Here is a 12,248-nt window from a genome sequence, read left to right as displayed (position 1 = left end):
AAGTCCAGCGTAAGGCAGAGCGCTTGCGCGGGGCTGGCTTTTGCGGGGCGAAACGGGCAGCCCCACCCCTCACATGACCAGGCGGTAACCGAGGAAGCGCTTGGAATCGATCGGGTCGAAGCCGAGGCGCTCGCGCAGCTTCTTGCGCAGCTTCGAGATGTGGCTTTCCACCACGTTCTCCTCGACCTCGTCGTCGAACAGGCCATAGATCGCGTTGAAGACCTGGGTCTTGGTGACGCGACGGCCGCAATTGGCCGCCAGATATTCGAGAATGCGGCGCTCGCGGCGCGGGAGCGGCATCGGCACGCCTTCGATCTCGGGATCGCGGCCATCGGTGAAGACGCGCATCGGGCCGATCTGGGCGAAGCGGGCTTCTTCCTGCGCGCGGCGACGGATGGCCGAGATGCGCGCCAGGATCTCGCGGATATGAACAGGCTTGCGCACCACATCGTCCACGCCCGATTCGAACAGGCGAAGCGTGTTTTCCAGGCTGTGCTGTTCGGAGAGCGCGATCACCGGCGCGCCGGTGCGGTCACGCAGCTTTGCCGGCAACACATCGTCACGGCAGTCGCCGATCAGAATGGCGCGGACCGATTTCAAATCCTCTTCCGGGGCGCTCGACACCCAGTCGCCGAATTCGGCGGAGCGGAAGCCCGTGGAGGCCACGCCTTCACGGTCGAACATGGAGTGATACCCCTCGGTCACCAGTTCCCGTTCATCCACGATTACGATCATCGTCAGCCCCCGTTCGAATCGCCGTTAACCATGTTGGCGAGAACATGGTTAAGGAGACCCTAACGCGGGACCAACCGGTCAAATCTTGGAGGCTGTTTCTAGGGAATTGGGGGAATTAGTCCTGAATATCGGTCCAAATCAGGAACACAAAAGGAACAGAGCTAGGCCGACCGAGCTATCCACCGCAAAACTGCCTGGCATTCGGGGTCCACTGGCCGAAGCCGGTGGCCACGAGGTTGGCAATTACGCGACACACATAGCGTTTCTGCGCAGGGTCGTTGTCGGGACCGGCGTGATAGCGTGCGACCGCCATCGACCATGTCATGTGCTGGGCGTGCAACTGTTGCAAAAAGCGCGCAGCGTAATCGACGTTTTTCGCCGGATCGAGCATGGCCGAGAGGCTTTCGAACTTGTTCCCGTGATAACGCCGGTTGATCTGCATGCAGCCGAGATCGACCAGCTTGACCCCATCGCGATCCGCCTGCTCCGCCAGCTGGATCGCCTCCGCCCTGCTTTTGGCGAAGACCGGCTTGCCGCCGATATTGAGGGCATTCGGCTGAAGGCTGCCCTTGTTGCCGGTCTCGGTGAGGCCGACCGCGTAAAGGATGCCGGCCGGAATCTTGTAGCGTTCGGCCGCGCGCAGGATTTCGCCCTCGCAAGGGTTGGCCGAAGCCGCTTTGGCCATCTCAGATGAAGACGCCAGACTGAGCGCGACCCACGCCGTCCGCCCGAGCACCACCCACGCGCTCGCTCTGCCCGCCCTGACCCTGCCCTTCCGCGTTGCCACCGGCCCCACGCCCGTTCCCCCTGCCCTCGCCGCTTTCGGCCGCAAAGCCTGCCTGGCGATTCGCATTGCCGTTTCCGCCCGAACCACTATCCGCGCCGGCTTGCGCGGCGCTGCCGTTGGGTGCGGATTGAACCGAAACGCTGTCGATCTGCAGGCCGAGCGCGGAGAGTGCCGCACGGATCGCCTCGCCATTGTCGGCGCCGAGCTTTTCGCGCGCCGCATCCGTTTCGACCTGAAGCTCGACTGCAAGACCACCACCCGTCACGCGCAGCTTGGCGGTGACCGAACCCAGTTCGGTCGGGTGAAGCTGCAATCTCAGCGTGCGCTGGCCTTGGCTCGCGGCGTGGTCGAGCGCATGCGCAAGCAAAGGCTGGGTACTTGGAGCCATCTGCACGCTTTCCGCCGGCTTCGCGAGAGCCGAAGCGAGCGCGGCAGGCGTGGCGGAAACGGAAGGCAGCGATGGTAACGGCTCCCCGGCATCCGCGCTTGCCCCCTGCACCGACGCGTCCTCCGCAAGCTTCGAACCCCAAAGCCCGATCGCGGCCTCCGCGTTGCGCAGGGAGGACCGTCCTCCGGACGCGCCGCCGTCCGAATCACGCTCCCAGGAGAGCTGGCTTGAGGTTCCACCTTGCGCCGCCACAACGCCGGCTCCTGCCGCCGATGGCAGGCCGAGCGCACGAACGGCCTCGGCGACCGCCGAGGAGGCGGCGGGCGATCGCGGCTTGGTGGCGTCGGAAGGCACCACCTGCAACGCGGACGCTGCCGCATCGGTCGAGGCAGCCGAAATCGTATCGAGCGGCCCGGATGCCGGCTTGGCTTGGATAGCTTCGCCCTTGAGCGCGGCACCGGCCTCGTCAGGCAGAACTGCGTCGCCGTTCGCTGCCGTGCCATCGCTGCCTGTGACTGGATCGCCTAATGGATCGCCTGTCTTCGCGCCGCGCCCGAGATCCTGCGGCATCCGCCTCTGCATCAGCATGAGAGGCGAGAAGGCGAAGTGGTTCGACGCATTCGCTTCGTCCTCTGCCTTGCTCTGGGCCTCCTCAGGATTGCCGAGGCTGTCCCTTGCGACGTCGTCGGTTTGCACCACATCGGCGAGCGTCTCGGCCGCATTCTCCTCCGTCACCGGCGTCTCATCAGCCGAGTGAAGCCCTCCCGCATGCGCAGCATTCCTGGCCGAAGCATGGGCATCCTTGGCCGAGGCATCCTTGGCAAATCCCTTGGCGCCGCCATGCACGAGCGCGCCGAACCCTTTGCCGGGCTCACTCGATGAAGAGCCAGATCCCTTGGATTGCGGGCCTTGGGAACTAGCAACAGGCGCGGGCAGGAAAGATGCGGGAATCAATTCGTGGCTTCCAGAAGTCTGTCGATATCGGCGAGCGTCTTGCGCGCCTCGTTCAGTTGAGCGCTTGCCGCAGTCTCGGCCGCTTCGTCGGGCGATGGCGCCGGAGCTGGCCTTGTGCCTGCGGCTTCGGCGGTTTCGGCCAGGGGTTCCGGCTTCTCGGCAGAGGCAGGCACTGCAAGAGGTGCTGCTTCGTCCGCATGAGCCACGGCAGGCTCAGCAACCGATGCCGGCGCGGCCAGCACAAGCGCAGTGGTTTCAGCAGGTGAGGCACCTGGCGCTGCCTCGACCATCGCCGTTGGCGGCGGCGCGGAAAGCGCGGCGGCAAGCGCCTTGGCGGTGGCGAGCAGATCACGGTCGCTCTCTGAAAGCCCCATCGGATCGATGCTTTCGAGGCTCTTCAACGCCTCTGCCCCTTTTTCCGACGTGATCGCGGGGAGCGCGGCATAAAGTTTCGCCTGCGCGTCGCCGCCTTTGGTCGCCCCGCCTTCCGCACGCGAGGTGGCGAAGTCGGCCAGCGCCTGATCGTGTTCGATGGCCGCGCGGCGCGCGATGCGCAAAAACAGCACCTGCCGCCGCTCGGTATCGAGCACGGTCGCCACGCCATCGAGCGCCGAGAGCTCGAGCCCGTCGCGCAGCGCCATCACGCCATTGACGAAGCTGTCTGCCCACTGGCTGGCATAAGGCGAAAACAGAAAGCGCCGCGCGTAATCTTCGCTCAGGTGGAGAAAGTCCGCGCGGTCGCCGAGTGCTACCGCGAGAGGTGCCGCGCGGCGCAGGGCGGCTTCCTCGATCAGGCTGCCGGGCGCCAGAAGCCGCGCGCTGTCGAGCAACCCCATCGCGGCTTTTGCGTCACCATCAGCCTCCACCGTGCCGCGCACCAGCGCCACGAAGGCGCCGAGTTCGGGCGTTTCGGCCATCGGGTCCATGGTGGCGAGCGCCGCGCGTGCATCCTGCGGCCGTCCACGCAGGTAGTTGTAGACACCGAGCAGAAGCATCCGCTCCTTCGGCGCGGCTTTCGGCTTGGGCGCGGCCTCTTCCCCGCCATGACCTTTGTTGCCGTGGCCACCCTCGCCATGGGCATCGGCTTTGGCTTCACCGTGAGTGTCAGCGCCGTGGTCCGTTTCGGCTTCGGCTTCAGTTTCGCCATGGCCGGTCTCGGCGTTGCCATGTCCGCCTTCACGCGGCGCGGCGTCGGCGTGGCTGTCCGAACCGTGGCCGCTTTCGCCATGATCCGCGGCTGCCGGCTTTGCCTCGCCATGCGCGTCACCACTGTCCGAGGCAGCGGTCGTCCCATGCGCCTCGGCTGGAGCCTCTCCATGACCGGCGTCCTCGGCGGGCTCTTCCTCTTCTTCGCCCGCTTCGATCCGCGCCTTTCGCGCTTTATCCTCACGCGCCGCCTCGAAGCCGTCGGCCGCCTTCATCAGGCGCGGCATCAGCACGTCGAAAGTGGTGGGATTGCCGCCGCTCATGGCGTAGATCAGCACGGCCTGGAAACCGTCGGGCGAAGAAAAGTCCTGGTCGGCGGCCTCGCGGAACCGTTTGTCGATCATCTCCAGAAGCTTGCGCTGCATGGGCATCGCGGCTTGGTCGCCATTGGCGATGCGGTCCTGCACGAGTTCCAGCGAGCGCAGCATGGCGGCAGGCGTGAGATCGCTCGCCTCGGCGCGAAGCGGCGATGCGCTCATGCCGGCGAGAAGGCCGGAAAGGGCCGCTCCCCACCAGCGGCGCGCAGTCATCCGTGGTCCCCGCCATGCCCGGCCTTGCGGGGCGCGGGGCTCGGCAGGACGGCTGATGGTTCGCTATCCGCAGGAGCAGCGCTCGCCGACTTGCCGGCAGGCAGTTCGATCAGGATATCGATGCGACGGTTTTCGGCCGCCATCGGATCGTTCGGCAGCTTCAGCTTGCGGTCTGCCGCGCCCGAAACGCTCGTGACACGACGCTCGTCGATGCCGCCGCGCACCAGCATGTAATAGGCGGCCTGCGCGCGCGCGGTGGAGAGCCGCCAGTTGTCATAGGAGCGTGAGCGGAAGGGCCGGCCGTCGGTGTGCCCTTCCACCGAAATCGTGCCCTCAGGCTCGTCGCGGATGGCCGCACCGATCTTGTCCATGGCAAGCACCAGTTCGCGCGCGGGCATGGCCGAACCGATCTGGAACATGCCGAAATCGAGCTTGTCGGTGACCGAAATCACGACGCCGCGATCGGTGGCCGTCACCGAGATGCCTTCGGCGGCCTTGTCGCCGGGCTGAAAGGCTTTGGCCAGTGCCTCGCGCAGTTGCGCGGCGACTTCCTCGGCCTTCTCGGACGGCTTGGGCTCATTCGCCTTCTCAGCTTCGGCTGCTTCTGCCTTCGGCGCCTCGCTCAGCGTCGCGACCGGCGTCTCGCTCGGCTGCGAACCGCCGCGTTCGCTGCTAGCCTGCGCGCCCGGCACGGCCACCTGCTGGCTCCAGAAATCGGGCGCGAAAGGATCGCGGAAGGCTTCACCGCCGGATGCCCCCGTTGCAGGCCCCGACAGTTGCGCGCCGCCGTCGCCCTTGTCGCTGACATTCTGCTTCGTGCCGGTCTCGCTCGCGATCTCGGCCAGAACCGCATAAGGGTCCGCAAAAAGCGATGCATCGGTGCTGTCGGTCTGCGGTGCCGTCGAAGAGGATGCCTTGCCGCCAGCAGTGCCACCGGAACCGGTGCCGACCGACGAATCGTCCTTGGCCGGCTTCGTGGCATTCTCGCCCTCGTAGCCCGCCTGGTTCTTGCCGTCGCCCACATCCTCCAGCCCTTTGCGCGCCGTGTTGCGATCGACCAGCTTCACCGGGTTGAAATAGCTCGCGACCGATGCCTTGGTCTGCTCGTTGGCGGCATTGATCAGCCACATCACAAGAAAGAAGCACATCAGGGCCGTCATGAAGTCGGCGAAGGCGATCTTCCACGCGCCGCCATGGTGGCCATCTTCATGGTCGGCATGGCGGCGGACGATGATGATCGGCTGCTGGCCATCCTCGGCATGGGCGCTCATGGCATTTCCTTACCCACGGCATCACTCAGTTCGCCGAACCAGCCGTCGAGCTTGGTCCGCCACAGCGTGTCGCCGAGCGAAACGGACAGATCGACGCCCGCCCCTTCTTCCCACTCGGCCTCGATGCCCGCACGCTTGAGCGCCGGCTGAAGCTGTTCCCAGAGCAGGCGCGGGCCGCGAGCGGCGACACGCGCCTCGCCGCGCTCGGCAAGCGCCTGGCGCAAGGCATCGACCAGAGCGTCAACCGCACGCGCGGTCTGCTTTTCGCCGATGAAAGGAGCGAGCAGATGGGCGACGCGTTCAGTCAGCGCCTCGGACACCTGATCGGCAAGAACCGTCAGTCCCCGATCGATCCGCTCGGCGGCGCTGTGGCCGAGTTCGGCCGCGAGCCGTTCGAGCTCGGCCCGATGCGCGACGCGCATTTCCTCGATCACGGCCTGGTGCTGCGCTTCGAGTTCGAGGCGCAATGCATCCTCGGCCTGGGCCACGGCTTCCGCCACCGCCGCCTCGACATCCACGACCGGGGCAAGCGCGATCGGTTCGGGGAAAGCCATCGGGAACGGCTCGTCGAAGGCGATCACCGGTTCCGGCATGCGGATCGGTGTCGAGCCGCTGTTGGCCGCGCCGAAATCGCGCAGCGCGCTATGGAGCAGGCTGTTGCGGCTCATCACGCGGCGGCCGCCTCATGCGCGGTCCATTTGCGCAGGATCTGCGCCGTGCGCTCCTCGTTGAGGTCCACCATGCGTGCAAGGCGATCCTGCGGCGCGGGCTTGATCTTCTGGCGCAGGTCGTCGAGCGCGGAATTGCCGGGCATCATGTCGGGGAAGCCCATCATCGGCGGGGGCATGTCGCCGGCCTGGGCATTGGCGATGAGGGCTGCCGCCATGTCGGCATTGGGCAGCGCCAAGGGCATCGGATCGAAGCCGTTCGAACCCAGCATCGGCATATCCATGCCGGGCATGCCGCCAGCCGCCGCTGCCGCCGGCGTGTCGCCGCGAATGGCGCTCATTAGCGGACGCAGGCCGAAGAAGGCGAGGAGTGCGGCGACAATGATGAACGCACCCGCATTGATCAGCGTGCCGGCCTGTGTGGACAGCGAATCCATGATGCCGGGTGCAGGCACGTCCACGCCGTCGAGCCCGTCGATGAACTCGACGGCCGAAACGGTCACCGCGTCGCCGCGCTTTTCGTCCATGCCGGCCGCCGCCATCACGAGCGTGCGGATCTCGTTGACGCGTGCCTCGATCTGCTCCGGCGTCGCCCCCTCCCCCAGGATCGCGGCGATGCGCGCGCGGTTGACGACGACGGCCACCGACATCTTGTTGACCGAGTAGCCGTTGGACGTGGTCGCGATGCGCTTGGAGTTGATCTCGTAATTGGTGACCTCCTCCTTGCGCTCGTTCTGCTCGGTGGATTGCGGGCCGGTCGAGCTCTGGCTTTCGGTTTCGGGCAGGTTCTGCTCGACCGAAGCGGGCGCGGCCGCGGTGTTCTGGCTGCTGTTCTCGTTGGTGCGCGTGGTCTGCGTCGAGCGCTCGACGCGCGACTCGGGATCGAAGATCGTTTCCTCGGTCTGGCGCGTGTCGGTGTTGACCTCGGCCTTCACTGAGGCGCGGAAGTTTTCGGGCCCGAGATAGGGCATCAAAGCGCGGCGGATGCTATCCTCGACCGCCGCTTCCAGCGTCTGCTGCACGCCGAGCGAGCGGGCCGCACTCGTGCTGGTCGGATCTTCACCGGCGGCGAGTAGCTGGCCGCTCGCGTCGAGCACGGTGACGTTTTCGGCGTCCAGACCCGGCACGGCGGCGGCCACCAGATGGCGGATGGCGTTGGCTTCGGCACGCGCATCGATGCCGGAGGTGCGGATCACGACCGAGGCCGAGGGCTTCTGTTCGTCGCGGCGGAACGAGCCACGCTCGCTCAAGACGAGATGGACACGCGCCGCCTTGATCCCCTGCAGCGACTGCAGGGTGCGCGCGATCTCGCCTTCGAGCGCGCGAACACGCGTGACCTGCTGCATGAAGGAGGTGAGGCCGAGCGAGCCGACATTGTCGAACAGCTCGTAGCCGGCATTGGCCGAGGTCGGCAGGCCCTTTTCGGCGAGCAACATGCGCGCCTTGGCCGTCTGGCCGGCGGCGACCAGCACCGAGGTGCCGTCCGACTTCACGTCGAAATCGATGCCGGCCTCGCCCAGCACCATGCCGATCTGGTTCACGTCGGAGCGTTCGAGCCCGACATAAAGCGTCTCGTAAGCGGGCCGGTTGAGAAAGACGGCGGCTGCCGCGACGAGCCCGATCACGGCCACCAGCACGCCGCCCATCATGGCGAGGCGCTGCGGTCCAAAGGCCTTCAGATTGTTGACGATGGTCTGGAGCTGCTCGGGCACGGGACGGATCAGACGCACGAAAGAGGAAGGTATTTTCCCAGGCGCAGAGCCGAGAACACCGGTCCGGGAAAGCTACGAAATGAAGCTTGTGCGAGGATGAAAACGCCAGTGCGCGAAACCCGCGCGAACCGTTGAAAACAAAAAGAAAAACGGCGCCGAAGCGGAGTGCTTCGACGCCGTTCCGAATGACGTTGCGGGAGAACCGATCAGCCCTTGAAGAGCGAAAGGATCGACTGCGCGTTGCCGTTCGCGATGGAGAGCGCCTGGATGCCCAGCTGCTGCTGCACCTGAAGAGCCTGAAGACGGGTCGACTCCTTGTTCATGTCGGCATCGACCAGCTGCGAAACGCCGCGCTCGATCGAGTCCATGAGGCTCGTGGTGAAGCTCTTCTGCAGGTCGATCTGCGTCTTGGCGGCACCCAGCACGGTCGAGGCGTCGGCCATGTCGGCGATGGTCTTGTCGGCGACGTTGATCATGTCCTTGATCTGGTCGTCGTTGAAGCTGACCACGGTCATGGTCATGATCGAGTAGCCACTCGTCGCAGTGGTGGTTCCCGCCACCGTCGCCACGGCGGTGTCGTCGCGCTTGCCGGCATCGACGCCCGTCGCCAGGCGTAGGCCTTCCACGATGCCCTTGGTCTCGTTCGTCGTAGCGGCAGCGTCGAAGAGCTTGATGTTCTGGACGTTGATGTCGATCGTCGAGAGATCGACGCTGCCATTTGCCAGCCGCGAGAAGGACGAGACAACCTGCGCGTCGGCATGCGTGCCAGCGGACGGGTTGCCGCTTGCAACGGTTGAATTGACTGCCAGCCAGTTGGTGCCTGAGAAGGTCGCCGACTCGGCGAAGCTCTTGATCTGATCCTGAAGCGTCTTGATTTCGGTCTGGATCTTGGCCTTGTTGTCGTCGCTGGTACCCACCGCCGCAATCAGCTTGAGCCGGATTTCCTTGGCTCGCTCGAAAGCGCCGTTCATAGCGGTGTAGGCGGTGTCCACTTTCGAAGCACCAAGGCCCAGACTGTCCTGCACCACCGAGAGGGCGGCCTTGTCCGAGTTCATCGTGGTCGCGATCGACCAGTAGGCGGCGTTGTCGGCGGCTTCACCCACCCGAAGGCCGGTCGAGATGCGCTTCTGCACGCTTTCGAGCGAGGCATTCGTGCTGTTCAGGGTCTGGAGCGCCCGAAGAGCGGACGCATTCGTCAAGATGCTGCTGGGCACGGAAACTCACCCCTCTAAACCGGTTATCCGGCTTTGTGTGCCGGACGCTCTGGCCTCGGAAGAGCGCTTAACCTTTCCCTGTCGGAAACGACCAAACACCCATTGAGACCATCTGTTAACCATGGATAGGCGGACAAGGTTAACGACGGATTAAACGAAAGGGGCGTTCCGCGAAAAGTGTAAGAAAAATGAAACGCCGAACGCCGCGCTTCCTTTTTCGGAAAGCGCGGCGAGCAATTTGAGTTGTGACAGAGCGCGCCCGAAGGCGCGAAAGTGATCAGCCGCGGAAGAGCGACAGGATCGACTGGGTGTTGCCGTTGGCGATGGACAGCGCCTGGATGCCCAGCTGCTGCTGGGTCTGCAGCGCCTGGAGCCGCGTCGATTCCTTGTTCATGTCGGCATCGACAAGCTGGCCCACGCCACGATCGATCGAATCCATCAGGCTCGCGGTAAAGGTCTTCTGCAGATCGACGCTGTTCTTCGCTGAGCCGAGCTTGGTCGCGGCTGTCGTCATCTCCTTGAGAACGGAGTCGACCTTGGCGACCATCGCGCCGATCACGCCATCCGTTACACCGGCTGCGGTGATATCGAGATTGTAGACCGACTTGGTGAGAGAGGATGTCGCACCCGTGACGCCGCCATCGGCAGGGGTCGTGGCTGACGTCGCCGCCGCCGTCTTTGCGGCGGTGTCCGTGTCGCCTGCCGCGCGACGCTCGGCGAACTTCTTCTCATACGCGTTCTGCGCCTGGGCCGAGTCGTAGATGGCCGTTTCGCGATCGAGGATGCCGTCGTTCTTGACGGCAGAAGCCGTACCACCATCGAAGAGCTTGATGTCTTCGGTCTTGAGATCGATCGTCGAGATCGACACAGCGCCCGCCGCCGTGCGGTTGAAGGCGGAAACGATCTTCACGTCCTGCTGGACGGCATCCGCCGTGCCTGCGGCGGCACCGGCCGAGGTCTTGTCGGACGTTACCGAAAGCAGGTTGGTGCCCGAGAAGGTCGCAGCATCGGCGTAAGCCTTGAGCTGGTCCTGCAGGCCCTTGATCTCCGTCTGGTACTTGGCCTTGTCGGCGTCCGTCGAGCCGACGGCGGCGACCAGCTTGGTCTTGAGCTGGTTGACCACCTCGATCGACTTGTTCATGCCGGTATAGGCCGTGTCGATCTTGGAGGCGCCCAGGCCGAGCGAGTCCTGAACGGTGGAAAGGGCGGCGTTATCCGACTTCATCGTGGTCGCGATCGACCAGTAAGCGGCATTGTCGGACGCTTCACCCACCCGCAGGCCAGTCGAAATGCGGCTCTGGACCTGTTCGAGGTTCTTGTTGGTGGTGTTCAGGCTCTGAAGGGCCTTCAACGCGGAAGCGTTGGTCAGAATGCTGTTGGCCATGAAACTCGACCTATCGGGGAACAGGGAATGCGACTGACATGCCGGAGCGGCCGGCATGACGGAGCGGCATCATGCCTGTGGTCACTCACGATGGAGGACCAACCCGTCATGAAATCAACCTAGCGAACCGGCATAACCAAACGCTGAAGAGGTATGGTTAACCGAAGGTAATTCGCCCCATTCGCCGCGAAGCGCAGAAAGAAAAACCGCGCTCGCCCGGATTGGGCGAACGCGGTTTCTGGGATGCTCAGGCTTTCGCCCGAATCGAGGATCGCGGTATCAGCCGCGGAAAAGCGACAGGATCGAGGATGTGTTGCCGTTGGCGATGGAAAGCGCCTGGATGCCCAACTGCTGCTGGGTCTGCAGCGCCTGGAGCCGCGTCGATTCCTTGTTCATGTCGGCATCGACAAGCTGGCCCACGCCACGATCGATCGAATCCATCAGGCTCGCGGTAAAGGTCTTCTGCAGGTCGATACTGGTCTTGGCCGAGCCGAGTTTGGTTGCAGCCGTCGTCATTTCCTTGAGCGCGTTTTCGACCCGCTGAATGTTCCCCGTGATGTCAGCATCGGTCGAGCTAGACGAGATCGCCATATCCGCGACCGAAGTGCCGGCGGTGTCGGCGGCGCCGGTCCCATCGCGCTTGAGGTCGAGAATGCCCTTCTTGGTCGGCGCAGCACCACCGTCGTAAAGCTTGATGTCCTCGACCTTGATGTCGATGGTCGAGATCGAGGCAGCACCCGCCGCCGTGCGGTTGAAGGCCGAGACGACCTTCACGTCGGCCGCCGTGCCCGAAGCGTTCGACTGCGACAGCATGTTGGTGCCCGAGAAGGTCGCGGCATCCGCATAGGCCTTCAACTGATCCTGCAGGGCCTTGATCTCGGTCTGGTACTTTTCCTTGTCCGCGCCCGTCGAGCCGACAGCGGCCGTCAGCTTCGTCTTGATCGTGTTCAGGGTCTCGATCGACTTGGTCATGCCGGTATAGGCGGTATCGACTTTGGACGCGCCGAGGCCGAGCGAATCCTGAACCGTCGAAAGTGCCTGGTTGTCGGACTTCATCGTGGTCGCGATCGACCAGTAGGCGGCATTGTCGGACGCTTCGCCGACGCGCAGACCCGTCGAGATGCGGCTCTGAACCTGCTCCAGGCTCTTGTTGGTGGTGTTCAGGCTCTGAAGAGCCTTCAACGCGGAGGCGTTGGTCAGAATACTGTTGGCCATGAGGGACCTATGCGGATTGGGAAACGCGAACTGGCATACCGGGCCGGCCGGTATGACGGAGCGGCATCATGCCCATGATCCGAGAAACTCGAGGATCAACCCGCCATGGAAAGGACCCTATCCGAGCCCCATCACCAAAGCCTGAAAAGGCATGGTTAACGGGATGTATCGGCAAGCGACGCGG

The 12,248-nt window shown here is 64.5% G+C and carries 10 protein-coding genes; all 10 read right to left on the bottom strand.

What is annotated here, in order from left to right; all coding sequences use genetic code 11:
- Positions 1-69: 69 nt before the first annotated feature.
- The 10 genes from NGM99_RS14745 to NGM99_RS14700 all read right to left on the bottom strand — a co-directional run bounded on the left by NGM99_RS14745 (position 70) and on the right by NGM99_RS14700 (position 12,064).
- Positions 70-735, bottom strand: a complete 666-nt coding sequence (locus NGM99_RS14745; protein ID WP_252820227.1) for a response regulator transcription factor — start codon at positions 733-735, stop codon at positions 70-72.
- Positions 736-910: 175 nt separating this feature from the next.
- A complete protein-coding gene (locus NGM99_RS14740; RefSeq protein ID WP_252820225.1) occupies positions 911-1,420 on the bottom strand; it encodes a transglycosylase SLT domain-containing protein in 510 nt (169 codons plus the stop codon).
- A 1-nt stretch (position 1,421) separates the two neighbouring features.
- Positions 1,422-2,864 carry a flagellar hook-length control protein FliK gene (locus tag NGM99_RS14735; RefSeq protein ID WP_252820223.1) on the bottom strand — a complete coding sequence of 481 codons (1,443 nt, stop codon included), beginning with the start codon at positions 2,862-2,864 and terminating at the stop codon, positions 1,422-1,424.
- Positions 2,861-4,600 carry a MotC family chemotaxis protein gene (locus NGM99_RS14730; RefSeq protein ID WP_252820221.1) on the bottom strand — a complete coding sequence of 580 codons (1,740 nt, stop codon included), beginning with the start codon at positions 4,598-4,600 and terminating at the stop codon, positions 2,861-2,863. Before NGM99_RS14730 ends, NGM99_RS14735 begins: the two co-directional genes overlap by 4 nt.
- Positions 4,597-5,871, bottom strand: a complete 1,275-nt coding sequence (locus NGM99_RS14725) for a flagellar motor protein MotB (protein ID WP_252820218.1) — start codon at positions 5,869-5,871, stop codon at positions 4,597-4,599. Before NGM99_RS14725 ends, NGM99_RS14730 begins: the two co-directional genes overlap by 4 nt.
- Complete coding sequence (locus NGM99_RS14720; protein WP_252820216.1) at positions 5,868-6,539, bottom strand: hypothetical protein; 672 nt, start codon at positions 6,537-6,539, stop codon at positions 5,868-5,870. The genes NGM99_RS14725 and NGM99_RS14720 overlap by 4 nt, the downstream gene beginning before the upstream one ends.
- Positions 6,539-8,251 (bottom strand): flagellar basal-body MS-ring/collar protein FliF, encoded by a 1,713-nt coding sequence (fliF, locus tag NGM99_RS14715; protein ID WP_252820214.1) that lies wholly within the window; start codon positions 8,249-8,251, stop codon positions 6,539-6,541. The genes NGM99_RS14720 and fliF overlap by 1 nt, the downstream gene beginning before the upstream one ends.
- A 206-nt stretch (positions 8,252-8,457) precedes the next feature.
- The gene (locus NGM99_RS14710; protein ID WP_252820212.1) at positions 8,458-9,465 is read right to left on the bottom strand and encodes a flagellin N-terminal helical domain-containing protein; all 1,008 of its coding nucleotides are present in this window, start codon (positions 9,463-9,465) and stop codon (positions 8,458-8,460) included.
- 277 nt (positions 9,466-9,742) lie between these two features.
- Positions 9,743-10,849, bottom strand: coding sequence for a flagellin N-terminal helical domain-containing protein (locus tag NGM99_RS14705; protein WP_252820211.1), 1,107 nt, complete (start codon positions 10,847-10,849; stop codon positions 9,743-9,745).
- A gap of 279 nt (positions 10,850-11,128) precedes the next feature.
- Positions 11,129-12,064 (bottom strand): flagellin N-terminal helical domain-containing protein, encoded by a 936-nt coding sequence (locus tag NGM99_RS14700; protein ID WP_252820209.1) that lies wholly within the window; start codon positions 12,062-12,064, stop codon positions 11,129-11,131.
- Between the last annotated feature and the right edge of the window lie 184 nt (positions 12,065-12,248).

Source organism: Mesorhizobium liriopis (assembly GCF_024053505.1).
GTDB classification, from domain to species: domain Bacteria; phylum Pseudomonadota; class Alphaproteobacteria; order Rhizobiales; family Rhizobiaceae; genus Mesorhizobium_B; species Mesorhizobium_B liriopis.
Note: the sequence above shows the minus strand (reverse complement) of the source record. Positions and strands in the feature narration are given on the sequence as shown.

Coding starts and splice junctions, on each gene's coding strand:
- NGM99_RS14745 (WP_252820227.1), bottom strand. CDS start 735: ATGATCGTAATCGTGGATGAACGGGAACTGGTGACCGAGGGGTATCAC.
- NGM99_RS14720 (WP_252820216.1), bottom strand. CDS start 6,539: ATGAGCCGCAACAGCCTGCTCCATAGCGCGCTGCGCGATTTCGGCGCG.
- NGM99_RS14725 (WP_252820218.1), bottom strand. CDS start 5,871: ATGAGCGCCCATGCCGAGGATGGCCAGCAGCCGATCATCATCGTCCGC.
- NGM99_RS14705 (WP_252820211.1), bottom strand. CDS start 10,849: ATGGCCAACAGCATTCTGACCAACGCTTCCGCGTTGAAGGCCCTTCAG.
- NGM99_RS14740 (WP_252820225.1), bottom strand. CDS start 1,420: ATGGCCAAAGCGGCTTCGGCCAACCCTTGCGAGGGCGAAATCCTGCGC.
- NGM99_RS14730 (WP_252820221.1), bottom strand. CDS start 4,600: ATGACTGCGCGCCGCTGGTGGGGAGCGGCCCTTTCCGGCCTTCTCGCC.
- NGM99_RS14700 (WP_252820209.1), bottom strand. CDS start 12,064: ATGGCCAACAGTATTCTGACCAACGCCTCCGCGTTGAAGGCTCTTCAG.